Source organism: Novosphingobium pokkalii, assembly GCF_014652855.1.
GTDB lineage: Bacteria > Pseudomonadota > Alphaproteobacteria > Sphingomonadales > Sphingomonadaceae > Novosphingobium > Novosphingobium pokkalii.
Map to the genome: position 1 here is coordinate 253,150 of NZ_BMZP01000004.1, position 24,049 is coordinate 277,198.

The following is a 24,049-nucleotide window of genomic DNA, read 5'->3' on the forward strand; positions in this document are numbered from 1 at the left end:
CCGCTATGGCGCGCGCCATGACGAGTTCCCCATCCGTGCCCCAGACTGTTCCCGATCTTGCCGCCATGGCCGCCAGCGGCCGGCTCGATGGCCTGCGCATTGCCCTGTTCAGCGGCAACTACAACTATGTGCGCGACGGCGCCAACCAGGCGCTCAACAGGCTGGTCGGCTATCTCCTGCGCCAGGGCGCCCAGGTGCGCGTCTATTCGCCCAAGGTGGAAACGCCCGCGTTCGAGCCAACCGGCACGCTGATCGGCATTCCCGCGCTGGCCGTGCCGGGGCGCGGGGAATATCGCGTGCCGATCGCGCTGTCGCCGCGCGTGCGCCGCGATCTGGCCGCGTTCGACCCCCACGTGGTGCACGTCTCCTCGCCCGACGTGGCCGCCCATCGCGTCGTGACCTGGGCGCGGCGGCGCCGGCTGCCGGTGCTGGCCTCGGTCCACACCCGGTTCGAGACCTATTTCCGCTATTACAACATGGCCTGGCTGGAGCCGGTGATCGAAGCCATGTTGCGCCGCTTCTATCGCCGCTGCGACGCGCTGGTGGCGCCGTCTGAATCGATGGCCCAGGTGCTGCGCGAACAGCGCATGAACTATGACATCGGCATCTGGTCGCGCGGCGTGGACCGCGAGATCTTCACGCCCGAGCGCCGTAGCCTGGAATGGCGCCGCTCGCTGGGCCTGGCCGACGATGACGTGGTGATCGGCATTTTCAGCCGGCTGGTGATGGAAAAGGGCCTGGACGTCTTTTCCGACGCGATCGACGAGCTGAAAAGCAAGGGCGCCAAGTTCCGCGTGCTGGTGATCGGCGAAGGCCCGGCGCGCGAATGGCTGGAAACCCGCTTGCCCGACGCGGTCTTTGCCGGGTTCCTCTCGGGTGCGGACCTGGGCAAGGGCGTGGCCAGCATGGACGTGCTGTTCTTCCCTTCGGTGACCGAGACGTTCGGCAACGTCACGCTGGAGGCGATGGCCTGTGGCCTGCCCGTGGTCGCCTCGGCCGCTACCGGCAGCCAAAGCCTGGTGGACGATCACGTCTCGGGCCGCCTGATCACGCCGGGCGCGGTGCACCAGTTCGCCGAAGCGCTGCGCGCCTATGTGGAAAATCCGGACCTGCGCGCCCAGCATGGCGCGGCGGGCGAACGCCGTGCCCAGGAATTCAGTTGGGACCGGATCAACCAGGCCGTAGCTGATACCTATGTGCGGCTGGTGCGGCAGAAGCGCACGCGGCGGTAATCCCCCGGCCGGTCAGCGGACGATGCGGTAGAGCACGCTGCCCGGCGTGCGCCGCACCGCCACCGCACCAGCCACCGGGCGCACCCGATCGGTATCGATGATCCACACGTAATCGAACGCCGCGCGCGGCAGCTCGGCCAGGCGCCGGCTGATCGTGTTGGGCTTGTCGCAGCCATCCAGCTTGGCGAATTCGGAATCGTCGGTAGCAAAGGAACCGGCAAGCGGCGCATGCACCTGCAACAAGTGCCCGCCGGGCACCATCCACTGCTCGTTGGAAAAGGCGTGGCGGCGGGCGATGGCATAGCCGCCCAGGTGCGTGCGCCGCTCCCGCCGCCATGGCAGGATCGAGACGGTGCAGGTCTCCACCACCAGCGAAGCAACGCGGCTGCCGCGCGGGACGGTATCGAGCGCGGCAAGATCGGCCGCCATTGCCTGACCGGCCAGCCACAGGCTGAGCGAGTTGCCCAGCAGTCGGGCGATCGCGAAACCTAAGCCGAGCCCGGCTAGCCCGCTCCAGGACAGCCACCCCTTACCTGCATAGCGCGGCGTTGCTGCCACCAGCGCCACGATCAGCACGAACGGCACCAGGCGCATGTCCACAAGGCTGGCGCCGATCAAGGTGGCCGGCAGCAAGACGTAAGCCACGGCGAGAACGCCGCAGCCCCACCACAGGCCCAAGGACCGGGCGCATTGCTCGCCACGCCGCAGGCTCCACCAGACCAGGCCCAGCAGCAACAGCGCGCCGGCCACGTCCCACACCAGCCAGCGATCGCGCAGCGGCATCAGCAGGTAGGTGATCTTGAGCGCCGGATTGAAGAAATCCTCGGTCGGCCCGTGGCCGCTGGCCGGCAGCGGCCAGACGATGCGCAAGACTTGCGGCGCCACCAGGCAACTGGTGGCCAGGCCGGCACGCAAGCCTGCCCACAACAGCGCGCGTAACCCGCCCGCGGCCCAATCGCGGGGACTCCAGCGATGCGCCAGTTCGTCCATGCCGGCAAACACGCCAAGCAGCACCCAAGCCACCAAATGGCACACCCACAACGCGCATGAGAGCGGGACGAACACAACCCAGCGCGCGGCGATCCACCCGCGTCGGCCCATGCAAATCCACAGCGCGAGCGCCAGCGTCGCCAGGGCCTGGCCCAGCGCAAAATTGAGAAAACCGAACTGGACCGGATAGCAATAGGCGAGCGGCAGCGCGAACAGCGCCAGCGGCGTGATCCTCCCCTGCACGCTGCGCGCCAGGCACAGGATGCCCAGCACCTGCAACACGGGAATACCCACGGTGACCGCGCGCAGCGCCGGCTCCAGCCCGAGCAGCGGCGCCAGGCCCTCCATCAGGATATCGACCCCCAGGTTGGGAATCAGGTTCCAGTGAAAGCTGTACCAGCGGGCCAGATCGGCCGAGCGGCCATGATCGACCTGCACGGCATAGTGCCCGAGGTGACCGCCCAGATCGGTCAGCGGCGCCACCGGGGGCAAGACCAGCGGCAGCGCCGCCAAGAGCATCGCCACCAGCCACAGCCATGGCGATTGCAGCCAGCGCGGTTCGCTTGACGGGGGAAGACTGGGCACCGCTGCCTTGGCCGCGTGCAACCGGGCAATCGTTTCGTCGGGCACGGGCGTTACTGGCAGATCACGTAATTTCAAGTGATCGCGGCTTAATCGGGCACAGAGTCTCTGGCAATTGCAAATCGTGTCGCAGGACGAGATGGCCCCTCTGTACGGCCGGGGTCGGTCAAGGATCGCCGATGGTGCGCTCGCCTGCGAGGGGGCTTCGACAAGCTCAGCCCGAACGGAATAAAGATAAGGATTGACCCCACCTCCGTTCGGCCCGAGCTTGTCGGAGGGCGCTGGCCCCGCCCATCGGCATTCCGGTTAAGACCTACCCCACCTCCGTTCGGCCTGAGCCTGTCGAAGGCCGCTAGCACCGCCCACCGGCATTCCGTTGAAGACCTACCCCACCGCCGCCTGGCCTGAGCCTGTCGAAGGCCGCTAGCCCCGCCCATCGGCATTCCGTTGAAGACCTACCCCACCCCCGTTCGGCCTGAGCTTGTCGAAGGCCGCTGGCGCTGCCGTCGCCGGCCGGGAGACAAGGCCCCCGGCCAGCGCCGCCCCGTCAAAGCCGCTCGATCTTCCGCGCCGCCTCGTCGAGGATATCGGCCACGGCCAGCGCCGTTGCGTTGTCGAATTCGCCAGCGGTCACGCGCTGGCGCAGGGCCAGGGCGAGATTGGCAAAGGCGCGGCGCACCGGTGGGCTGGCTTCGCGTTCACCGGCCTGGGCCAGGCTGGTCAGCCGCGCGACGATCACCTTGAGCTCGTCGGTCTTGCCGGCCAGTTCGGTGCGGCCCGCCTCGGTCACGGCAAAGGCCTTGCGCGTGCCTTCGCCGGCTGCCTCGGCAATCAGGCCTTCGTCCACCAGCAGCGCCAGGGTGGGATAGACCACGCCCGGGCTGGGGGCATATTGCCCGCCGGTCAGGTCTTCCACGGCCTTGATCAGTTCATAGCCGTGGCGATCCTGTTCGGCCACCAGGCTCAGCAGCAGGAGGCGCAATTCGCCCGTGGCGAACATGCGGCCCCGGCCGCCGCCGCCGCGACCACCCCGGCCGCCGAAGCGCCCGCCGCCTCTGCCCCCGCCGAAGGGACCGCCGCCGAAGGGGCCACCCCCACCGAAAGGACCGCCACCAAAGCCGCCATCATCCTCGTCAAAGCGGCCGGCAAAGCGCGCCGCGACATGGGCGGCAAAGCGGTCTCCGAACTTTCCGCCGCCACAGCGGCCACGGCGCTCGCCGCGTTCGTCGCCGTGAAATCGGCCAAACATGCCCCGTTCGGGGCGGTTGCTGTCAAATCGCATCGATATTCCTTTCATCACGATGCAGCTAAGATATATCTTAAATGCATCTCCACAAGCCCCGCTGCAAAATTTTTCGAGAAATTTTCGCCCCGGCTCTCTATCTCGGTTGGCGATGGCCGATCTGTTTGCCCCGCCTCCCCAGGAAACCCCGCGCGCCCAGCCGCTTGAGCATGGCCCGCTGGCCGACCGGCTGCGCCCGCGCGCGCTTGGCCAGGTGATCGGCCAGGGCCACCTGACCGGTGCGGAAGGCGCGATCGGGCGGATGGTCGCGGCCGGCAAGCTTTCCTCGATGATCCTGTGGGGGCCGCCCGGCACCGGCAAGACCTCCATCGCGCGGCTGCTCGCCGATGCCGTGGGCATGCGCTTCGTGGCGATCAGCGCGATCTTTTCGGGCGTGGCCGATCTCAAGAAAGTATTTGCCGAAGCAGAAGCCATGGCGCTCGCCGGGCGGCGCACCCTGCTGTTCGTGGACGAGATTCACCGCTTCAACCGCGCGCAGCAGGATGGCTTCCTGCCCGTGGTGGAAAACGGCACGATCACTCTAGTCGGGGCCACCACCGAAAACCCCAGCTTCGCGCTCAACGCCGCCTTGCTCAGCCGGGCGCAAGTGCTCATCCTGCACCGGCTCGATGCCGCCGCCCTGGGCGAATTGCTGCGCCGAGCCGAGGAAGAGACCGGCCTCGCCCTGCCCCTCACCCCGCCCGCGCGCGAGGCGCTGGTCGCCTCGGCCGACGGCGACGGGCGCTTCCTGCTCAACCAGGTGGAAACCCTGCTGGACGTGGACCTGCCCGCCCCGCTCGATCCAGAGGCGCTGTCCACGTTCCTGATGCGGCGCGTGGCGGTCTATGACAAGGACCGCGACGGGCACTACAACCTGATTTCCGCCCTGCACAAATCACTGCGCGGGTCCGATCCGCAGGCCGCGCTCTATTGGCTGGCGCGCATGCTGGTGGCGGGGGAAGAGCCGCTTTATGTGCTGCGCCGCCTGGTGCGCTTTGCCAGCGAGGATATCGGCCTCGCTGATCCGCAGGCGCTGATCCAGTGCCTGGCGGCCAAGGACGCCTATGAATTCCTCGGCTCGCCCGAAGGCGAACTCGCCATCGTGCAGGCCTGCCTCTATTGCGCCACGGCGCCCAAATCCAACGCCGCCTATGCGGGGATGAAGGCGGCGTGGAAAGCCGCGCGCGACACCGGCTCGCTCAGCCCGCCCGCGCACATCCTCAACGCCCCGACCAAGCTGATGAAGGACATCGGCTATGGCAAGGGCTATGCCTATGACCACGACGCGGCAGACGGCTTTTCCGGCGCCCACTATTGGCCAGACGGGATGGCGGCGCAGGACTTCTACCGCCCGGTGGAGCGCGGCTTCGAGCGCGAGATCGCCAAGCGGCTGGAGTGGTGGGACCGCAAGCGGCGCGAGCGGCGCGGGGAAGAATGAGCCGCTTTGCCCATTTCGTGGCGATCGACTGGTCCGGCGCGGCGGGGGAACGGCATAAGGGCATTGCCCTGGCGCAATGTAGCGCCGGACCGGGCGCCCCCACGCTCGTTCGCCCGGGCCATCGCTGGTCGCGCGCCGAGGTGCTGCACTGGCTGCGGCACGATCTGCCGCGTGACAGCCTCGTCGGCATGGACCTGGGGCAATCGTTGCCGTTCGTCGATTGCGGCGCGTTCTTTCCCGGATGGGCAGAAAGCCCGCCCGACGCCCGCGCGCTCTGGGCCATGGTCGATGCCGCCTGCACCGATGAACCGCACCTGGGCGTCAACCGCTTCGTCGACGCCAGCGAACCGGCGCGCCATTTCCGCCGCCACGGCGGCCGCTGCGGCGATCGCTTCCCCCCCGGGCGCGGTCGCCTGCGCGTGACCGAACGCGCGCAGGAGGCAATGGGATGCAAGCCCTACAGCAATTTCAACCTGGTCGGCGCGGCGCAAGTGGGCAAGTCGAGCCTGTCGGGGATGCGCGTGCTGCACCGCCTTGCGGGCCACCTGCCCGTCTGGCCGATCGATCCCCTGCCTGCTTCGGGCAGCGTGGTCTGCGAAATCTACACCACCATCGCCGCCATGGCCGCCGGACGCCCGCCCAGCCGCTCCAAGATCCGCGATGGCGCCGCACTCGACACCGCGCTGGCAGCCCTGGCCAGCGCCCCCTTCCACCACGCCGGCCCGATCGACGACCACCAGAGCGACGCCCTGATCACGGCCGCCTGGCTGCGCACCGTGGCCGCCGAGCCCCGGCTGTGGCACCCGCCCGGCCTGACCCCGGAAATTGCCAAAACCGAGGGCTGGACGTTCGGGGCCAGTTGAGGCTATGCGCTGTGCTAGCCACCGTTGCCGGCTTAGCTCAGTTGGTAGAGCACCTGCTTTGTAACCAGGGGGTCAGGGGTTCGATTCCTCTAGCCGGCACCATTTTGCGAACCACAAGCGTTCGCCGCCTGCCATGGGTTTCATCGCCCGAGGCCCTAATCCGCCGTCCAGCCACCATCAACGACCAGGCTGGTGCCGGTCATCAGCGCCGATGCCTCGCTGGCGAGGAAGACCACGGCGCCCATCAGGTCTGCCACCGTGCCCAGGCGGCCCAGCTTGATCTTTGCCAGCACGCTGGCGCGGAAGGCCGCATCTTCGAAGAAGGGCTTGGTCATCGGGGTTTCGATGAACGTGGGGGCTATCGTGTTGGAGCGGATGCCGTGGGGGGCAAGGTCGAGCGCGAAGGCCTTGTTCATGCCTTCGATGGCCCACTTGCTGGCGCAATAGAGGCTGCGGTTGGGGCCGCCGACGTGGCCCATCTGGCTGCCGATGTGGATCAGGCTGCCCCCGGCAATACCTTCGGTCAGCATGGCCTTGGCCGCGCCCTGCGCCACGAAGAAAGCGGAGCGCAGATTGAGATCGAGCACGGCGTCATAGTCGTCCTCGCTCACCTCCCACAGCGGCTTGGGGCGGTTGGTGCCGGCGTTGTTGACCAGCACGTGAAACGCCGGGCGGCTGGCGAAGAACGCGGCGACGGCAGCCGTGTCGCTCACATCGAGCACGGCCGCATCGGCCAGGCCGCCGGCCGCAACGATGGCCGCCGCACCTGCCTCGATCTCGGCCGCGGTGCGCGCGGCGAGCGTGACCTGCGCCCCGGCCTGGGCCAGGGCAGCGGCCATGGCGAGGCCGATGCCCCGCCCGGCCCCGGTGACGAGCGCGCGGCGCCCGTCGAGCTGGAAGCTGGGGGTCTGCGGAAGCGCGCTCATGCTTTCGTCAGTTCCGAAGGTTCGGCCTGGCCGGCATAGGGCACATTGCGCCCGCCGAACCGCCGCACGCGGATGTTGGCCTGCTCGCCATGCCCGGCAAAGCCTTCCAGGGCGCAGAGGCGGCTGCAATATTCGCCCACCAGGGCGCTGGCCTCGTCGGTCAGGACTTTCTGGTAGGTGCAGGTCTTGAGGAACTTGCCCACCCACAGGCCGCCGGTATAGCGCGCCGCCTTCTTCGTCGGCAGGGTGTGGTTGGTGCCGATCACCTTGTCGCCGAACGAGACATTGGTGCGCTGGCCCAGGAACAGCGCGCCATAGTTGGTCATGTGCCGGAGGAAATAGTCTGGGTCGGCGGTCATGACCTGCACGTGCTCGCTGGCAATCTCGTCGGCCACCCGCACCATCTCTTCATAGCTTTCAGCCACGATCACTTCGCCAAAGGTTTCCCAGGCCTTGCGGGCGTGATCGGCGGTGGGCAGGATCTGCAACAGACGGTCGATCTCGGCCATGGTGGCGCGGGCGAACTTTTCCGAATTGGTGAGCAGGACACCGGGGCTGTCCGGCCCGTGCTCGACCTGGCCGAGAATGTCGGTGGCGGCCATTTCCGGGTCGCAGCCCACTTCGTCGGCAATGATCAGGGTTTCGGTGGGTCCGGCGAACAGGTCGATCCCGACGCGGCCAAACAACTGGCGCTTGGCTTCGGCCACGAATGCATTGCCGGGGCCAACCAGGATATCGACCGGATCGATGCTCTGCGTGCCGATGGCCATGGCGCCGATCGCCTGGATGCCGCCCAGGGCATAGATCGCGTCTGCCCCGGCCAGCGCCTGCGCCGCGACGATGGCGCGCGCCGGCTTGCCCTGGAACGGCGGCGCGCAAGTGATCACGCGCGAAACCCCGGCGACCTTGGCCGTGATCACGCTCATGTGCGCAGAGGCGAGCAGCGGGTACTTGCCGCCCGGAACATAGCAACCCGCCGCGTTGATCGGCACGTTCTTGTGGCCGAGGATCACGCCGGGCAGCGTCTCGACTTCCACGTCCTTCATGCTGTCGCGCTGGATCTGGGCAAAGTTGCGCACCTGGGTCTGCGCGAACTCGATATCCTTGCGCTCCTGCGGCGAAAGGCTGTCCACCGCCGCGTCGATCTCGGCCTGGCTCAGGCGATAGTCGTCGCGGTCCCAGCCGTCGAACTTGATGCTCATCTCGCGCACGGCGGCATCGCCGCGCCGCTCGATATCGGCCAGCGCCGCTTCCACGATGTCACGCACCTTGCGGTCGGTTTCCGCCTTCACATCCGCAGCCGCGCCGCGCTTCAGCCATTGGGCCATCTGCCAAACTCCTCCAGCGGATGGGCTGATCCCCATCCCTTCACCGGCGCATTGAATACATATTCAACGAATTTCAGGACATGAAAATCATCGCCCACAAACCTCGGTTTTATGAATGAATATATATTCAAGATTTCGGTCCATCAAACAGGCGATAGCCTCGGATCCCCGTTTGACCGCCGCTCTGGCCGGCGATAGGAAACGGCGATGGTTGCCCCGCGCGATGCCCGCCGATCCCCTGTCGATGATGCCGCATCAGTTACCGTGCATGATGTCGCGCGCGAGGCGGGCGTGTCGCAATCGGCGGTGTCGCGCGCGTTCACGCCCGGCTCCAGCCTGGTGGCAGACAAGCGGGAGCGCATTCTCGCGGCGGCCGCCAAGCTGGGCTATCGCCCCAACCCGCTGGCGCGTTCGCTGATCCGTGGCCGGTCGGGCATCGTCGGCGTGGGGGTGGCCAACCTGGCCAATCCGTTCTTCGTCGCGACGCTGCAACTGCTTTCGGACCGGCTGGACCAGAACGGCCTGCGGCTGATGCTGTTTCCCGCGCAGGGCGAACCATCGATCCAGGACGTGCTGCACTATCGCATCGATGCACTGGTGCTCCTGTCGGTCAGCCTCTCGTCGCTGCTGGCCGGCGAATGTCGGCGCGCCGGGGTGCCGATCATTCTATACAACCGCACGACCGACCAAGACGATGCCTCGTGCGTGGTGGGCGACAACGCGCATGGTGCGCGCGCGGTTGCGGCGCATCTGCTCGGCGGCGGCCATCGCCGGCTGGCGTTCCTGTCGGGCTCGCCCGATGCCTCCACCAATATCGAGCGCGAGGCCGGGTTCACGGCCTATCTGGCGGAACAGGGCCTGCCGCCACCGCTGCGCGAATGCGGCCACTTCGCATTCGATGCGGCCATGGCCGCGACGCGCCGCCTCCTGCTGCGGCCCGATCGCCCGGATGCGATCTTTTGCGCCAACGATACCATGGCACTGGCCGCGATCACCGTGGCGCGGCACGAATTCGGGATCGACGTTGGCCGCGATCTGTCGATCGTCGGTTATGATGACGTGCCGATGGCGGCCTGGCCCAGCTTTGCCCTGACCACTTATTCCCAGCCGGCCGCGCAGATGGTCGATGAAACCGTCCGGCTGATCCACGCGCTGCGCGAGTCGCCCAGTAACCATGAAGCGGTGGTTTGCCCCGGAAAGCTGGTCGTGCGCGGCAGTTCGCGCCCGGTCGCGTAACGACCTACCCCACCGGCAGCGCCGTCTTGTAGACCACCGGGCGCAACGCGAAACTGGTGGTGACCTGCGATACGCCCGCCACCTTGGTCAGCTTGTGGCGCAGGAAATCCTCGAATTCGCTGAGCGAGCCGACCAGCACGCGAAGCTGGTAATCGGCCTCTCCGGTCATCAGGTAGCATTCCATGACTTCGGGGAAGTCTGCGACGGCGGCCTCGAACAGCGACAGGCGCGTGTCATCCTGCTGTTCCAGGCGGATGCGGACGAAGGCCGTCACGCCAAGGCCCACCGCAGCGGGATCGACCAGGCCGACATAGCCCTGGATGATGCCGCTTTCCTCCAATTGGCGCACCCGGCGCAGGCATGGGCTGGGCGATAGGCCCACGGCATCGGCCAATTGCTGGTTGGTGATTCGCCCATCGGCCTGAAGCCGCGCGAGGATGCGGATGTCTATGGCATCCAACCGCTGATTTGACATGAAATTGCCCCCAGACCGATTTTTTGGCAGAATCTGCCAATACTCTGCCCGCCCATGGCAATCTTTGCAATGATCCCCGGACCATGATGATCTAGACTGCCGCCACCAGAAGACGGGAGGGATTGTCATGGCCATCGTTGCGCAACCGCAAAGCCAGCAGGACACGGTTCAGGCGCTCGAAGCCCTCGACACGCGCCTGCGCTGGCTTTCCGCCTGGACGGTCCACAATGCCAACCACGTGCGCAAGAAGCGCGACGGGATGAAAGTGGGCGGCCACCAGGCCAGTTGCGCATCGATGACGACGATCATGTCCGCGCTCTATTTCCATGCCCTGCGCCCGCAGGACAAAGTGGCGGTCAAGCCGCATGCCGGGCCGGTGCTCCATGCCATCCACTACCTGCTGGGCAACCAGAGCCTGGACCAGTTGCAGCGGTTTCGCGGCCTGGGCGGCATGCAGAGCTATCCCTCGCGCACCAAGGACCAGATCCCGGTCGATTTCTCCACCGGTTCGGTCGGCCTGGGGGTGGCCATTACCGCCTTTGCCAGCCTGGTGCAGGACTATCTGATCGCGCGCGGCCAGCTTCCCGCCGAAAACGCCGGCCGGATGATCGCGCTGATGGGCGATGCCGAGCTTGACGAAGGCAACATCTATGAATGCCTGATCGAGGGCTACAAGCACGACATCCGCAATTGCTGGTGGATCGTCGACTACAACCGCCAGTCGCTCGACAGCACGACGGCCGACCGCATGTTCCGCCGCTTCGACGATATCTTCGAGACCTGCGGCTGGCGCGTGCTGACGCTGAAGTATGGCAAGCAGCAGCGCGAGGCGTTTGCCCGGCCGGGCGGCAAGAGCTTGCAGGAGTGGATCGACAATTGCCCCAACGCCGATTTCGCCGCGCTCACCTATCAGGGCGGCGCGGCGTGGCGCGCGCGGTTGCTGGCCGACATCGGCAGCAAGCCGCATGTCCGCAAGCTGCTCGACAGCTTTGACGATGCCGCGCTGGCGCACCTGATGACCAACCTGGGCGGCCATTGCGTGGAAACGCTGCTGGAAGCCTTTGCCGCCGCCGACGATGAAACCCCGACGATGTTCATCGCCTATACCATCAAGGGGTTCGGCCTGCCGCTGGCGGGCCACAAGGACAACCATTCGGGGATGATGAACCCGCAGCAGATCCTGCAACTGCGCGACAGCCTGAACATTGCCGAGGGCCAGGAATGGGAACCCTATGGCGGCCTGGGCGACAACCTCGCTGCCGAACTGCGCGCCTTTGTCAGCCGCAGCCCGTTTGCCGCCACCCCGCCCGAGCACGACGCGCCGGCCGTGCCCGTGCCTGACCGCCTGCCCACGCCCGAGGGCGAGGAGCAATCGACCCAGGCCGCGTTCGGGCGGATCCTGATGGACCTGGCCAAGGCCGGCGATACCCTGGGCGACAGCATCGTGACCACCGCGCCCGACGTGACGCAGACCACCAACCTGGGCGGCTTCGTCAACCGGCGCGGCCTGTTCCGGCGCGGCGAACTGCACGACGTGTTCCACGCCGCCAAGATCCCTTCGGCGCAGCGCTGGACCGGCCATGCCGCCGGCCAGCACATCGAACTGGGCATTGCCGAAAACAACTTCTTCCTGATGCTCGCCGCCCTCGGCCTGTCCGCCCCGCATTTCGGAACGCGGCTGCTGCCGGTCGGCACGGTCTATGATCCGTTCATTTCGCGCGGTCTCGATGCGCTGAACTATGGCTGCTATCAGGATGCGCGGTTCCTGCTGGTGGGCACGCCCTCCGGCCTCACGCTGGGCGCGGAAGGTGGCGCGCACCAATCGATCAACACGCCGCTGATCGGCATGGGCCAGCCCAACCTGGATTACTACGAACCCGCCTATGCCGATGAAGTGGCGATCCTGATGCGCCATGCGTTCGAGCACATGCAGAAGCCTGAAGGCAGTTCGGTCTACTTGCGCCTCAGCACCCGCTCGATCCCGCAAGTCACGCGCAGCGATGATGCCTGGGAAGCCGACGCAGTGCGCGGCGGCTATTGGCTGCGCCGCCCCTCGGCCGACAGCGAGGCTGCGATCGTGTTCACCGGCGCGATTGCCCCCGAAGCCCTGGCGGCATGGGAAACGCTGGTGGAAGACCTGCCTGGCCTCGGCCTGCTCAACGTGACTTCGCCCGATCTGCTGCATCGCGGCTGGTCGGCGCGCCGCGCGGCGCGGTGGACCGGCACCAAGCCGGCGCCGAGCCACGTCGACCACCTGCTTTCGGCGCTGCCGGCGCACGCGAGCCTGGTGACCGTGATCGACGGATCGCCGGGGGCCTTGTCTTGGCTTGGCGGGGTCAGGGGCATGCGCGTCAGCCCGCTTGGCACCGACCGCTTCGGCCAGACCGGCGATCTGCCGGATCTCTACCGCACCTATCGCCTCGATGCCGATGCGATCATCGATGCGGCGGCAGAGCTGTTCCTGGAGGAATAGGCCTTTGCCGGTCCCGCGACGGCCGGGCGCGGTGGATGGCTTGCCGGGCATCAACCGTTGCGGGGGACCCCGGATCAAGTCCGGGGTGACGTTGAAATAGCTAAAGTTTCTTCGTCGCCCCGGACTTGATCCGGGGCCACGCTCTGTTGTCGATGATGGAAATCAGACGCGCTTGATCCAGCATGATCAGCGCCGCGACGTGAAGCGGTATTCCGCCAGCGTTTTCACGATCTGGCCATTGGCATCGACCAGGCCGATGCCGATCCCTTCCACCCGGCCCTGCGCGCGCGGGGGTTGCTGCGCGGCGCGGGCCATGTAGGTGGCCAGCGCCGGGCTGGCTTCGTTGGCCAGCAACGTGAGATGCGGATCGAACTGCATGAACACGTTGGGCGAGCCATAGCGTTCAAATGCGGGAAGCTTGGCCGGATAGTCTTTCATCCACGCCGGCGGCGCCAGGTCGTGGTCGCGCAGCGGTTCGGCGGCCAGGGTCACCTCATCAGCCAAGCGTTGCAGCGCCGCGCTGCGCGTCACGCGCAGGAACAGCCAGTTGGTGGGGCTGCGCTCGGCGCCATCGACGGCCAGCGGGATCGGCTGGCGGCCCCGGGCCAGCCGCGCGATGGCGGCCTTGAGGCGGGGCAGCGCGCTGGCAGGGTATTGCGTGAGATAGAGCGTGGCGTGGACCGCCTGCCCCTTGGCGCGGAACGAGGTCATGCCCAGCGCGCCCAGTTCGGCACTGGCGCGATCCACCGCCGCCACGATCGGGCGCGAGGGGATGGCGTAGATATCCAGGCTCAGTTTGGCAGGTAGAGCCTCGGCGCTGGCCGCATCGGGCAAGGCCAGAGCGGCCAGCAGCGTGGCAAGGGCACCAAGGACAAGGCGCGGTTTCATCGTGTCGATCAGGCTGGGCATGGCATCACCCGTGCCAGCCGCGCGCCGCACAGGCAATGGCCATGCGACGCGCGGCGATGCCTATTGTGCGTCAGGCGGTGGCGCGGGCGATCAGCCGAGCCAGGCGCTCGGCAAAGGCGCGCGGATCACGCGGCGGCTCGCCATCGACGATGCGCGCTTCGTCGAGCAGCAGGTGCGCGGCATCGGTGCGCAGTTCGTCGCTCTCGGGCAGCGCGGCGAGCCGCTCGATCTGCGGGTGAGCGGGATTGACTTCCAGCACCGGCGCAGACCCGGCGGGAAGCTGCCCGGCATTGGCCAGCAGCTTTTCCAACTGGCGATCGAGGCCGCTTTCGCTGGCCACCAGGCACACCGCGCTGTCCGTCAGGCGATCGGAGGCGCGCACGTCGGACACCGCGTCACCCAGGGTTTCCTTCACGAAAGCGAGGAAGCCGCCCACCGCATCGCTGGCTTCGGGCTTGGGCTTGTCTGCGCCTTCGGCCAGGGGAATGAGGCTGAGATCGGCCGCCCCTTGCGTGACCGACTTGAACGGCTTGCCGTCCCAGTCGATCGCCCCGCGCACCCAGAAGCTGTCGACCTGGTCGGGCAGCAGCAGCACTTCCACGCCGCGCGCGCGGAAGCCTTCGAGTTGCGGCGAACTGGCAATGCGATCGAGATCGCTGCCCGTGGCGTAATAGATTGCGGTCTGGTTTTCCGGCATCGCCGCGACATAGTCTTGCAGCGAACGCCATTCCCCGCCCGAGGCGGTGGTCTTGAACCGGGCGAGGCGCAGCAGCGTTTCGCGCCGCTCGAAATCCTCGTAGAGCCCTTCCTTGATCACCGCGCCAAAGGTGTCCCACAGCCGGGCATAGGCGGCCGGATCATCCTTGGCGGTCTTTTCCAGTTCGCCCAGCACCTTGCCGGTGAGGCCCTTCTGAATCGCGGCGAGGATCGGGCTGTCCTGGATCATCTCGCGCGACATGTTGAGCGGCAGGTCCGCCGAATCCACCAGCCCGCGCACGAAGCGCAAGTAGCGCGGCAGGATTTCCGCCTCGTCGGTGATGAACACGCGGCGCACATAGAGCTTCATGCGACCCTTGCGATCGGGATCGAACAGGTCGAACGGGCGCGTTTCCGGCACGAAGGCGAGCACCGAATATTCGTGCCGCCCTTCGGCGCGGTAATGCAGGGTCAGCGCCGGATCGTCCCACTGCCCGGCCACGCTGCGGTAGAAATCCTTGTATTCCTCGGGCGTGATCGCGCTCTTGGGCCGGGTCCACAGCGCGGTGCCGTCAGCCACCTGGTTGCCATCGGCGTCCGGCTTGTCCTTCACCGTGATCGGCACCGGCACGTGGCCCGATTGCGCGCGCACCATCTGCTCGATGCGCGGGGCTTGGGCATAATCGGCCGCGTCTTCCAGCAGATGCAGCACGATGCGGGTGCCGCGCGCCGGTGCCTGGTCGGCCTCGACCGGGCCGATGGTATACGTGCCCAGGCCATCGGAAGACCACATCGCCGCCTGGTCCTGCCCGGCCCGGCGCGAGATCACGTCGACCTTTTCGGCGACCATGAACGCGGAATAGAAGCCCACGCCGAACTGGCCGATCAACTGGGTATCCTCTGCCCCCTTGGCCGCCGCGATGCGATCCATGAAGGCCTTGGTGCCCGAACGCGCGATCGTGCCCAGCGTCTCGGCCATGTCGGCCGCGGTCATGCCGATGCCGTTGTCCTCGATGGTCAGGCGGCGCAGGTCTGCTTCCACCGTGATGGTGATGCGCGGGGCTGGATCGTCGCCCAGCAGATCGGGCTGGGCGATCGCTTCATAGCGCAGCTTTTCGCAGGCGTCGGCCGCGTTCGAGATGAGCTCGCGCAGGAAGACATCCTTGTCCGAATAGACCGAATGCACCATCAGGTGCAGCAGCTTGGCCACGTCCGCCTCGAAGGCGTGGGTCTGCGGGCCAGCGGCGGTATCGTCCAGAACGTCGGCGGTCATGGGCGGGCGAAACTCCCTGTTGTGAAAAATGGTCCGGTACGGGCCAAGATGTGCGCCGCCCCGGGGGAGTTCAAGGCCGGTCAGATCGCGTTGATGTCCACCACCGTGGGGATCGTGTCGTTGAGCAGGGTGATCACCTTGCGCGCGATCTTCCAGCCGCCCTCGTGCCACACCAGGCGGTGGGCATAGCGGCCGAAGAAGCAGTCGGCGCGGTTCATCCGCACGTCGAAGCGGTGGCAGACGAACGCGGAAGAGACCTCTCCGCTCCCTTCGCCCTGCGTGGTGACCAGCACATTGCTGACCATGTGCACCACGCGCGGCAGCGGGGCGGAAGCCACCGACAGGCCGGAGGTGAGGCGCATCACGCGGTCCTCCAGATTGCGCCGCCCCTTGTAGTAGATCAGCGACAGCTCGCGGTCGGGGTCTTGCGTCGGCGTGGTCTCGTCGCGCCACGCCGGCATCCAGAATTCCACGTCGGGCGTGAACAAGTCGAGCCATTCGCCAAAGCGCTGCGTGTCGATCAGCAGGGCCTCGCGATAGAGCAAGTCCTGCGCCGCTGCGATGGTCAGCGCCACGCTCATGCCGCCGCACCTTGCGCCATGCGCCGGGCCCAGGCGCGGTAATAGCTGTGGAACAGGGTCTCGTCGCAAAGCTGGGAATCGGCCAGCACGCTGCGCTGTGGCGCCATGCCCAGCACATCGGCAAAGCGATTGCCGCCCGCCACGCTCGCCGTCATCCCCCGCGCATAACCCTGGAGCCAGGGCTCGATCATGCCGCCATAGCCGATCTGGCAGTTTTCATACGATACGGTGTCGTCGGGCGTGGCCATGCCGGTGGGATTGAAGAAATCCTCGTACTGGCGGATGCGCTGGCGGCGGGCCTCGCCGCTTTCGCCCTTGGGCGCGATGCACCAGGTGCGCATTTCGGTGAGCCCCGGCGCGAGCGGGCGGATCACCCGCAACTGGCTAGAAGCGTTTTCGGCAACCTGGAGATTGGGAAAGATCGTCAGGTTGCGCATGTTGAACATCCAGTCCCGCCGCGCCGCGCCATGGCGCTGCGCCAACGCGGCAGCGCTTTCATAGAGCGGGATCGCCGGCGTGACGCCGAAGATGCCCCAATTGAGCACGTGGCCATTGGCAAAGCTATAGCTGCCGCCGGCCACGCCCTGGGCTTCTTCCTTCCAATAGTCACTGCTTTCCCAGACCGAGGCGACGACATCGGCGCTCAGTTCCTGCTGGCGCCGTTCCAGCACGCGGATGTAGGAGGGATGGGCCGAGGTGAAGTGATAGGCATCGGAACAGTTTTCCAGTTGCAGCTTCCAGTTGGCGGCATAGGTGAACGTCACTTGCCCCGGCACCAGTTCCAGCCCCTCCGCGCTCTGGTCTGCCACCAGATCGAGCAGATGCGCCGCCTCGCCCAGGTAGTCCTCCAGCGGGGGCACATCGGCGGCAACGCTGCCGAACAGGAACCCGCGATGGGCGGCAAAGCGCGGCAGCGGGGCCAAGCCGTGATCGGCCTGGTCGAACGCCTCGGCATAGCAGCCGGCGCCTTTCCACTTGATCGCCTTGTTGCGGCCGGCGCTGTCGAAGCTCCAACTGTGATAGGGGCACACGTGCAACCGGGCATGGCCCTGGCGCGTCTGCGCCAGCCGCGCGCCCTTGTGCGGGCAGGAATTGACGAAAGCGCGCAGCACCCCTTCTCCGCAGCGCTGAACCAGCACTGGCACCCGCCCGGCAAAGGTGGTGAAGAAGTCGTGCGGTTGCGCCGCCTGGGATTCAAGGCCCAGGAACACCCAGCCGCCTTCGAACAGGCGGGCTATTTCCGCCTCGAACACGGCCGCATCGGTGAAGATCGCGCGGTTGACGCGAAACACGCCGTCTTCGGGCCGATCATCGACAAAGCGCGTGACATCCATCACCAGTGCTCCTTGGCGTCAGGCCACTTCGGCCTCGACCAGAGTGGGGCCGGCAGCGGCCAGCGACCAGGCCAGTGCCGCATCGAGCGTGGGCAGATCCTGCGCGGCGCGCGCCGCCACGCCGTGCCCTTGCGCCAGCGCGCAGAAATCGAGCTCGGGGAACTGCGTGCCGACCAGGGTCTGCATGCCGAACAGGCGGCCAAAGCTGTGCAGCGCTTCATAGCGCCGGTTCTTGAGGATCACGAAGCTGACCGCAACGCCCAGTTGTGCGGCAGCGTGCAGGCCCTGGATGGCATACATCGCCGAACCATCGCCCAGCACGGCGATCACCTTGTCGCCCGGCCGGGCCAGCGCCATGCCGACGGCGGCCGGCAGGCCATGGCCCAGGCCACCGCTGGCCGTGGTGTAGAACGTGTCGCGCGCCACGATCGGCAAGTGATCGTGCATCGGGCCACGGGCCGAAGGCGCTTCTTCCACGATCACGCTTTCGGGCGGGCGCAGCGCGGCCAGGCGTTGCAGCACCAGCCGATCGGTCAGCGCGCCCTGTTCCGGCACGGCAACCCTGGTGCGCGGCGGCGGCGCGGGGCGCGCGGGCGGACGCGACCGGTCAAGCAACTGCCCCAGCGCCAGGCGCGTATCGGCGACGATGGCCGTGCCCACCGGCGCCCAGGCGGCATGGACGGGATTGTCGCCGATCAGCCAGACGCGCGTGTCGGGCGTGATGTGCGGCCCCTGCCCATCGACATGGTAGAGGTTCATCGGCCCGCCCAGCGCGAGTACGACATCGTGCGCGGCCAGGCTGGCGACAATCGCTTCGCGTCCGGCGGTCAGGAAGCCCGCAAACAGCGGATGATTCTCGGGAAAACTGCACCGCGCCGCCATCGGCGCCACCCACACCGGGGCCTGGTGCCGTTCCGCCAGGGCGATCACCGCATCCCACGCGCCATCGCGCGCCACCCCTGCGCCCACCACCAGCGCCGGCCGTGCGGCGCGGTCCAGCTCTGCCGCGCAGGCGGCCAGGGCATCGGCATCGCCCGCCCGCGCGGCAAAGACCTGCCGCGCCGCGAACGGCTCGCCGGGCTGGTCCCAATCATCGATCGGGATGGACACGAACGTCGGCCCGCACGGCGGCTCCATCGCCACGTGATAGGCGCGGGCAATCGCGGCCGGCACATCCTGCGCGCGCGCCGGCTCGCAGGCCCACTTGACGAAGGGCTGCGGAAACTCGGTTGCCCGCTCGGCAAACAGGAACGGCTCGAACGGCAGGATGGCGCGCGCCTGCTGCCCGGCGGTGACCACCAGGGGCGTCTGGTTCTTGCGGGCGGTGAACAGGTTGCCCAGCGCGTGGCCGACCCCGGCCGAACTGTGCAGGTTGACCAGCGCGGCATGGCCCGTGCCCTGGGCAAAGCCATCGGCCATGCCCAGCACGACGCTTTCCTGAAGGCCCATCACATAGCGAAAATCTGCGGGAAAATCCCGGAACATCGGCAGCTCGGTAGAGCCGGGATTGCCGAACACGGTGGTCATGCCCAACTCGCGCAGCAGCGCCACGGTTATCTCGCGTACGGTCGGCATGGCTCTCCCACCCGGGCTCGGCGCGCGGCTCGTGTCCGGCGCCTGTTCTTGCTGGCGCATACTGTGCCGTCATCAGGCGATAGGCACAATTGCAATTCCGGGAAAAAGCCATACGCATGGCGCATGGATTTTGACGAACGCCACTTGCGCGCCTTCCTCGCCGTGGCCGAGACCGGCAGCCTGGGCCGGGCGGCGGCCGTGGTGAACCTGACGCAGCCCTCGCTCAGCCGGATGATCCAGGCAATGGAACAGCGCCTGGGGCACAAGCTGTTCGAACGGCAGAGCAAGGGCATGGCGTTGACCGCAGCGGGCGAAATCCTGCTGCCCCATGCCCGGCTCCTCGCCTTCGAGATGCGCGCCGCGCGCGACCAGCTTGACGCGCTGCGGGGGCTGCGCCGGGGCGTGGTGCGGGTGGGCGCGGTGGCCGCCGCGATGCGCACGCTGGTGGCGCAGGCGCTGGGGACGCTGCTGGCGCGGCACCCGCAACTGACCGCGCAGACCCTGGAAGAGGTGGACGACGGCCTGCTCGGCACGCTGCTGGAACGGCGGGTGGACGTGGTCGTGACCGCGTCGGCGCTCGATCATCACGAGGTCGAATGCCTGGGCACCTGCGCCTATGCTGATCGTTTCGGAGTGTTCGCCGCCGCCGACCATCCGCTGTCGCGCTGCGCCGAGCCCGTCGCTCTGCCCGATCTGGTGGATCAGGGCTGGGTCATGCCCGGTCCAGGTGCCACGCCGCGTGTCCAGTTCGAAGCGCGGTTCCGCGCCGCCGGCCTGCCGGTGCCGGCGGTGGTGGTCGAATCCTCCTCGGTCGAAACGATGGTCGCGGTGGCCGCGCACAGCCGCCTGCTGTGCTGGCTGCCCGAACCGCTGGTGATGCCGCACTTGGCCATGGGCACGCTGGGTGAAGTGCCCGCACCGGCTCTTTCCCACGCCCGCGCGATGCGGCTCTATCGCCACCGGGCCGGGTTGCTGCCCGAAGCGGCGCGCCAGTTCGTGCGCTGCCTGCCGCTGGAGGCTTGACCGCCCACCGCCCGGCCCGAACACTCGCGCGTATACGTGTGGGGGATCGCCCCGGCACGGCGCAGCAACGGGAGAGGACGGACATGGCGGAGGCACCGCGCAAGATCGTGATCGTGGGCGCCGGGGCGATGGGTTGCCTGCTCGCGGCACGGCTGGCCCTGGGCGGCGCGCAAGTCACCGTGGTCGATGTGGACGCGGCACGGCTCGCCACGATCGCGCGCGAGGGCATCACGCTCTGCGATGATACCGGCACACACCATGCCCGCGTCGCGGCAGCGCGCGCGGCCGACGTGTCCGGGCCGGCGGACGTGGTGATCCTGATGACCAAGGGCATGCACAGCGCGGCCGCGATCCAGTCGGTGGCGCACCTCGCCAATGGCCAATGCCTTGCCCTCACTCTGCAAAACGGGCTGGGCAATGTGGAGGCGATCGCCACGGTGTTTGCTCCCGATCGCATCCTGTGGGGCGTGACCGATTTCCCCGCCGATCTGGACGGCCCGGCGCAGGTTTCCTCGCACGGCGCCGGCCACATCTGGTTGGGTGGCGCCGATCCGGTTGCCGATGTCCATGCCCTGGGCGTGGCGATCCTGCTCGACCGGAACGGCCTCAACGCCGTGGTCGATCCGCAGGTGCGCGTGGCGGTGTGGGAAAAGGTGGCGTTCAACGCGGCGCTCAATGCCCTCGCCACGATCACCGGGAAGCCGGTGGGCGGCCTCGACTGCACCGAGGGCCGGAGGATCGCCCTGGCCGTGGTCGAGGAAACCATGGCCACGGCGCAGGCCCATGGCGTGCCGATCGATCGCCCGCGCCTGCTCGCCAAGATCGAGCATGCCCTGGCCCACCATCGCGGCCACAAGCCTTCGATGCTGCAAGACCGCCTGGCCGGCCGCGCGACGGAAATCGAATCGATCAACGGCGCGATCGTCGCCTTGGCCGATCAAGCCGGCGTGCCCGTGCCGGTGACCCGCACGCTGGCCGATCTGGTGCGGATGGGCGAACCGCGCCGCGAGTGATGAACAGGATTTGTTACGCTGATGCCCGATATTCATCGTGCCAGCGGATTTGGATTGCGATATGCAACGCAAGTGCACACGCCTTTCCGGAAGCAGGTTTCCCCCATGATCGAATTGACCATCAATGGCCAGAAGCGTCGCGTCGACGCCGAAGGCGATACCCCGCTGCTGTGGGTTCTGCGCGATGACCTGGGCATGACCGGCACCAAGTATGGTTGCGGCATCGCGCAGTGTGGCGCCTGTTCGGTGATGATCGACGGCACTGTCACGCGCAGTTGCGTCACGCCGGTGGAATCGGTGGCCAGCGCCCAGATCACCACGATCGAGGCCGTGGAGGCCGATCCTGTGGGCGCGCGGGTGGTCGAAGCCTGGGTCAAGCACCAGGTGCCGCAGTGCGGCTATTGCCAGTCGGGCCAGGTCATGGCGGCCACCTCGCTGCTCAAGCAGAACGCCCGCCCGAGCGATGCCGACGTGGAAGCGGCAATGACCAACCTGTGCCGCTGCGGCACCTACAACGCGATCAAGGCGGCGGTGCGCGACGTGGCCGGCCTCGCCCCGGCGCAGGAGCACGGCGCATGACCGAATGGACTCCGCTTGATCCCGCCCTCGCCCAGGCCCTGCCCACCGGCGCGCCGGTCAATGTTTCGCGGCGCGGCTTTCTCGGCGCGGCCGGTGCAGGCACGCTGGTGCTCGGCTTCGGGCTGCCGATGGGTGGTGCGCGGGCGCAGGCCGCCGGCGGCGCTGCGGCGATCACGCCCGGCACGCGCGTGCCGGCCTTCCTGGCGATCGGCCCGGACGGGGCGATCCGCCTGCAAAGCCCATTTGCCGAAGGGGGTCAGGGCACCTGGACCGCGCTGGCACAGATCGTGGGCGAGGAACTCGATGCCGATCCCGCCAGCTTCGTGGTGGAAAACGCCCCGCCCGGCCCGGATTATCGCGTCATGCCCGGCGGCATCCGCTTCACCGGCGGGTCCATGTCGGTCCGCTCCAGCTATGACACCATGCGCCGGCTGGGGGCCAGCGCCCGCGCGGTGCTGATCCAGGCAGCGGCGCAGCGCCTCTCGGTGCCGGTGGCCGAACTGACCACCCAGCCCGGCCGCGTGGTGCACCAAGCTTCAGGCCGCAGCCTGGGCTATGGCGAGCTTGCCCCCCATGCGCTCGATCTGGCCGTGCCGGCCACGCCGCCCGCGCTCAAGGATCCCAAGGATTTCCGCTGGATCGGCAAGCCGCAGGCGCGGCTTGACGTGCGTGCCAAGTCCACCGGCAAGGCGCAGTTCTCGATCGACACCAAAGTCGATGGCATGCTCCACGCAGCCGTGCAGCACGCGCCGCGCCTGGGCCTGACCGTGGGCAAGATCCGCAACGAGGCTGCGGTAAAGGCGATGAAGGGCGTGCATTCGGTGCACGTGCTCGATGGCGCCGTGGCCGTGGTCGCGCCACGCTTCTGGCATGCGCGCCGCGCGGTGGAGGCTGCCCAGGTCGATTGGCTGGAGCCGAGCGGCGCCACCTATCGCCCGATGCCGGCAACGTTTTCCACCGCCGACCATGCCGCCCACCTCGCCACGGTGCAGGGCACCGAGGAAGTGGCCGAAAGCAGCGGCGACGTGGCCAAGGCCTTTGCCGCAGCCAAGTCCACCGTCAGCGCCACCTACCACAGCCAATATCTCAACCACGCGCAGTTGGAGCCGCCCTCGGCCCTGGCGCGGTTCAACGCCGACGGCACGCTGGACATGTGGTTTCCCAACCAGGCGCCCGACATGTTCCTGGCAGAAGTGGCCAAGGTTTCCGGCCTGCCGCCCGAAAAGATCCGCATCCATTCGCCGCTGCTCGGCGGCTTCTTCGGGCGCCATTTCCTCTATCCCAAGGGCAATCCCTATCCCCAGGCGATCGAACTGGCCAAGCGGGTCAACGCGCCGGTCAAGCTGATCTGGACGCGCGAGGAGGAATTCCTGCGCGATCCGCTGCGGCCGATGGCGGCGGTGCGCTTTCGCGGCGCGCTCGATGCCGCCGGCATGCCGCTGGCGATCGAGGCGGTCAGCGCCACCGAAGGCCCGGGCGAAGGCATTGCCGACAAGCGCAGCGGCAAGATCGACCCCAGCGCGCTCGAAGGCCTGACCGGCAAGAGCTATGCCGTGGCAAATACCCGCATTGCCCAGATCTTCGTGAAAAGCCCGACCACGCTGGCCTATTGGCGTTCGGTCGGCAATTCGATGAACGACTTCTTCTATGAAGCCTTTCTCGATGAACTGGCCGATCAGGGCGGGCAAGATCCGTACGCCGTGCGCCAGCATCTGCTGGCCGGCAACGCGCGGCTCACCACCCTGCTCAAGGCGGTGGTCGATCTCTCCGGCGGGTGGAAGCGCGGGCCGTTCAAGGCCGCCGACGGCACCACCCGCGCGCGCGGCATGGCCATGGCCTCTCCGTTTGGGACGCAGACCGCGGCGATTGCCGAAGTCTCGATCAGCGATGGCCAGGTGACCGTGCACGAGGTGTGGCAGGCGATCGATCCGGGCAGCATCGTCAATCCCGCGATCATCACCGCGCAGGTCAATTCCGCCGTGGCGCTGGGCGTGTCGCAAGCGCTGGTGGAAGAAGCCGCCTACAAGAACGGGGAGCGCGTGGCGCGCAACTTCGATGGCTATCCGATCCTCACCCCCGATCGCATGCCGCGCGTGCATGTGCGCATCGTGGAAAGCGGGGAGAAGATGGGCGGCATCGGCGAACCGGGGCTGCCGGCGGTGCCCCCGGCCGTGGTCAACGCGGTTTCGCGCCTGCGTGGCAAGCGGGTGCGGGCGCTGCCCATCGGCACGCTTGCCTGAC

The 24,049-nt window shown here is 67.7% G+C and carries 19 protein-coding genes and 1 tRNA gene; 10 read left to right on the plus strand and 10 right to left on the minus strand.

Annotation, left to right across the window (positions count from 1 at the left end; genetic code table 11):
- The first annotated feature begins 65 nt into the window (after positions 1-65).
- Positions 66-1,232, plus strand: a complete 1,167-nt coding sequence (locus IE191_RS06405) for a glycosyltransferase family 4 protein (RefSeq protein ID WP_191323602.1) — start codon at positions 66-68, stop codon at positions 1,230-1,232.
- Positions 1,233-1,244: 12 nt separating this feature from the next.
- On the opposite strand, the gene IE191_RS06410 is transcribed toward IE191_RS06405, so the two are convergent.
- Together IE191_RS06410 and IE191_RS06415 are read right to left on the minus strand one after the other, a co-directional pair.
- Positions 1,245-2,852 carry a hypothetical protein gene (locus IE191_RS06410; protein WP_191323513.1) on the minus strand — a complete coding sequence of 536 codons (1,608 nt, stop codon included), beginning with the start codon at positions 2,850-2,852 and terminating at the stop codon, positions 1,245-1,247.
- A 499-nt stretch (positions 2,853-3,351) separates the two neighbouring features.
- Positions 3,352-4,086: a PadR family transcriptional regulator gene (locus tag IE191_RS06415; protein WP_191323514.1), complete on the minus strand. Its 735-nt coding sequence runs from the start codon at positions 4,084-4,086 to the stop codon at positions 3,352-3,354.
- A gap of 112 nt (positions 4,087-4,198) precedes the next feature.
- Between IE191_RS06415 and IE191_RS06420 the strand changes: the two genes are divergently transcribed.
- The 3 genes from IE191_RS06420 to IE191_RS06430 all read left to right on the plus strand — a co-directional run bounded on the left by IE191_RS06420 (position 4,199) and on the right by IE191_RS06430 (position 6,489).
- Positions 4,199-5,524 (plus strand): replication-associated recombination protein A, encoded by a 1,326-nt coding sequence (locus IE191_RS06420; protein ID WP_191323515.1) that lies wholly within the window; start codon positions 4,199-4,201, stop codon positions 5,522-5,524.
- A complete protein-coding gene (locus IE191_RS06425) occupies positions 5,521-6,387 on the plus strand; it encodes a hypothetical protein (RefSeq protein WP_191323516.1) in 867 nt (288 codons plus the stop codon). The genes IE191_RS06420 and IE191_RS06425 overlap by 4 nt, the downstream gene beginning before the upstream one ends.
- A 26-nt stretch (positions 6,388-6,413) precedes the next feature.
- Positions 6,414-6,489, plus strand: a tRNA-Thr gene (locus tag IE191_RS06430).
- Between the two features lie 53 nt (positions 6,490-6,542).
- Here the strand turns inward: IE191_RS06430 and IE191_RS06435 are convergent.
- Positions 6,543-7,313 (minus strand): SDR family NAD(P)-dependent oxidoreductase, encoded by a 771-nt coding sequence (locus tag IE191_RS06435; RefSeq protein ID WP_191323517.1) that lies wholly within the window; start codon positions 7,311-7,313, stop codon positions 6,543-6,545.
- Entirely contained in the window at positions 7,310-8,641 is a 1,332-nt protein-coding gene (gene hisD / locus IE191_RS06440) for a histidinol dehydrogenase (RefSeq protein ID WP_191323518.1), read from the minus strand. The genes IE191_RS06435 and hisD overlap by 4 nt, the downstream gene beginning before the upstream one ends.
- A 207-nt stretch (positions 8,642-8,848) precedes the next feature.
- On the opposite strand from hisD, the gene IE191_RS06445 reads away from it, so the two are divergent.
- Positions 8,849-9,877 (plus strand): LacI family DNA-binding transcriptional regulator, encoded by a 1,029-nt coding sequence (locus IE191_RS06445; RefSeq protein WP_191323519.1) that lies wholly within the window; start codon positions 8,849-8,851, stop codon positions 9,875-9,877.
- A gap of 4 nt (positions 9,878-9,881) precedes the next feature.
- On the opposite strand, the gene IE191_RS06450 is transcribed toward IE191_RS06445, so the two are convergent.
- Complete coding sequence (locus IE191_RS06450) at positions 9,882-10,337, minus strand: Lrp/AsnC family transcriptional regulator (protein WP_308432884.1); 456 nt, start codon at positions 10,335-10,337, stop codon at positions 9,882-9,884.
- Between the two features lie 142 nt (positions 10,338-10,479).
- Here IE191_RS06450 and IE191_RS06455 point away from each other — a divergent pair, with 142 nt between their 5' ends.
- Positions 10,480-12,825: a thiamine pyrophosphate-binding protein gene (locus IE191_RS06455; protein WP_191323521.1), complete on the plus strand. Its 2,346-nt coding sequence runs from the start codon at positions 10,480-10,482 to the stop codon at positions 12,823-12,825.
- A 186-nt stretch (positions 12,826-13,011) separates the two neighbouring features.
- Here IE191_RS06455 and IE191_RS06460 read toward each other — a convergent pair whose 3' ends face one another.
- From IE191_RS06460 to mdlC, 5 genes are all read right to left on the minus strand, one after another.
- Positions 13,012-13,734, minus strand: a complete 723-nt coding sequence (locus tag IE191_RS06460; protein WP_229815141.1) for a 2'-5' RNA ligase family protein — start codon at positions 13,732-13,734, stop codon at positions 13,012-13,014.
- 70 nt (positions 13,735-13,804) lie between these two features.
- A complete protein-coding gene (gene htpG / locus IE191_RS06465) occupies positions 13,805-15,703 on the minus strand; it encodes a molecular chaperone HtpG (protein WP_191323522.1) in 1,899 nt (632 codons plus the stop codon).
- 80 nt (positions 15,704-15,783) lie between these two features.
- Positions 15,784-16,284 carry an aromatic-ring-hydroxylating dioxygenase subunit beta gene (locus tag IE191_RS06470; protein WP_191323523.1) on the minus strand — a complete coding sequence of 167 codons (501 nt, stop codon included), beginning with the start codon at positions 16,282-16,284 and terminating at the stop codon, positions 15,784-15,786.
- Positions 16,281-17,618 (minus strand): aromatic ring-hydroxylating oxygenase subunit alpha, encoded by a 1,338-nt coding sequence (locus IE191_RS06475; RefSeq protein ID WP_229815142.1) that lies wholly within the window; start codon positions 17,616-17,618, stop codon positions 16,281-16,283. The genes IE191_RS06470 and IE191_RS06475 overlap by 4 nt, the downstream gene beginning before the upstream one ends.
- A gap of 18 nt (positions 17,619-17,636) precedes the next feature.
- On the minus strand, positions 17,637-19,253 hold the full coding sequence (mdlC, locus tag IE191_RS06480) for a benzoylformate decarboxylase (RefSeq protein WP_229815143.1): 1,617 nt from the start codon (positions 19,251-19,253) through the stop codon (positions 17,637-17,639).
- 63 nt (positions 19,254-19,316) lie between these two features.
- Between mdlC and IE191_RS06485 the strand changes: the two genes are divergently transcribed.
- The 4 genes from IE191_RS06485 (at position 19,317) to IE191_RS06500 (ending at position 24,048) form a co-directional block, all read left to right on the plus strand.
- The gene (locus IE191_RS06485; RefSeq protein WP_191323524.1) at positions 19,317-20,216 is read left to right on the plus strand and encodes a LysR family transcriptional regulator; all 900 of its coding nucleotides are present in this window, start codon (positions 19,317-19,319) and stop codon (positions 20,214-20,216) included.
- 83 nt (positions 20,217-20,299) lie between these two features.
- On the plus strand, positions 20,300-21,229 hold the full coding sequence (locus IE191_RS06490; RefSeq protein ID WP_191323525.1) for a ketopantoate reductase family protein: 930 nt from the start codon (positions 20,300-20,302) through the stop codon (positions 21,227-21,229).
- A gap of 105 nt (positions 21,230-21,334) precedes the next feature.
- Complete coding sequence (locus IE191_RS06495) at positions 21,335-21,808, plus strand: (2Fe-2S)-binding protein (RefSeq protein ID WP_191323526.1); 474 nt, start codon at positions 21,335-21,337, stop codon at positions 21,806-21,808.
- Entirely contained in the window at positions 21,805-24,048 is a 2,244-nt protein-coding gene (locus IE191_RS06500) for a xanthine dehydrogenase family protein molybdopterin-binding subunit (RefSeq protein WP_191323527.1), read from the plus strand. Before IE191_RS06495 ends, IE191_RS06500 begins: the two co-directional genes overlap by 4 nt.
- Position 24,049: the final 1 nt, after the last annotated feature.

Bases quoted from the DNA above. Each gene is read 5' to 3' on its own strand.
- IE191_RS06475 (WP_229815142.1), bottom strand. From the start codon at position 17,618: ATGGATGTCACGCGCTTTGTCGATGATCGGCCCGAAGACGGCGTGTTT.
- IE191_RS06405 (WP_191323602.1), top strand. From the start codon at position 66: ATGGCCGCCAGCGGCCGGCTCGATGGCCTGCGCATTGCCCTGTTCAGC.
- IE191_RS06445 (WP_191323519.1), top strand. From the start codon at position 8,849: ATGGTTGCCCCGCGCGATGCCCGCCGATCCCCTGTCGATGATGCCGCA.
- IE191_RS06485 (WP_191323524.1), top strand. From the start codon at position 19,317: ATGGATTTTGACGAACGCCACTTGCGCGCCTTCCTCGCCGTGGCCGAG.
- IE191_RS06415 (WP_191323514.1), bottom strand. From the start codon at position 4,086: ATGCGATTTGACAGCAACCGCCCCGAACGGGGCATGTTTGGCCGATTT.
- IE191_RS06455 (WP_191323521.1), top strand. From the start codon at position 10,480: ATGGCCATCGTTGCGCAACCGCAAAGCCAGCAGGACACGGTTCAGGCG.
- IE191_RS06420 (WP_191323515.1), top strand. From the start codon at position 4,199: ATGGCCGATCTGTTTGCCCCGCCTCCCCAGGAAACCCCGCGCGCCCAG.
- hisD (WP_191323518.1), bottom strand. From the start codon at position 8,641: ATGGCCCAATGGCTGAAGCGCGGCGCGGCTGCGGATGTGAAGGCGGAA.
- IE191_RS06495 (WP_191323526.1), top strand. From the start codon at position 21,335: ATGATCGAATTGACCATCAATGGCCAGAAGCGTCGCGTCGACGCCGAA.
- IE191_RS06435 (WP_191323517.1), bottom strand. From the start codon at position 7,313: ATGAGCGCGCTTCCGCAGACCCCCAGCTTCCAGCTCGACGGGCGCCGC.
- IE191_RS06460 (WP_229815141.1), bottom strand. From the start codon at position 13,734: ATGCCCAGCCTGATCGACACGATGAAACCGCGCCTTGTCCTTGGTGCC.
- IE191_RS06470 (WP_191323523.1), bottom strand. From the start codon at position 16,284: ATGAGCGTGGCGCTGACCATCGCAGCGGCGCAGGACTTGCTCTATCGC.
- IE191_RS06490 (WP_191323525.1), top strand. From the start codon at position 20,300: ATGGCGGAGGCACCGCGCAAGATCGTGATCGTGGGCGCCGGGGCGATG.
- IE191_RS06500 (WP_191323527.1), top strand. From the start codon at position 21,805: ATGACCGAATGGACTCCGCTTGATCCCGCCCTCGCCCAGGCCCTGCCC.
- IE191_RS06425 (WP_191323516.1), top strand. From the start codon at position 5,521: ATGAGCCGCTTTGCCCATTTCGTGGCGATCGACTGGTCCGGCGCGGCG.
- mdlC (WP_229815143.1), bottom strand. From the start codon at position 19,253: ATGCGCCAGCAAGAACAGGCGCCGGACACGAGCCGCGCGCCGAGCCCG.
- htpG (WP_191323522.1), bottom strand. From the start codon at position 15,703: ATGACCGCCGACGTTCTGGACGATACCGCCGCTGGCCCGCAGACCCAC.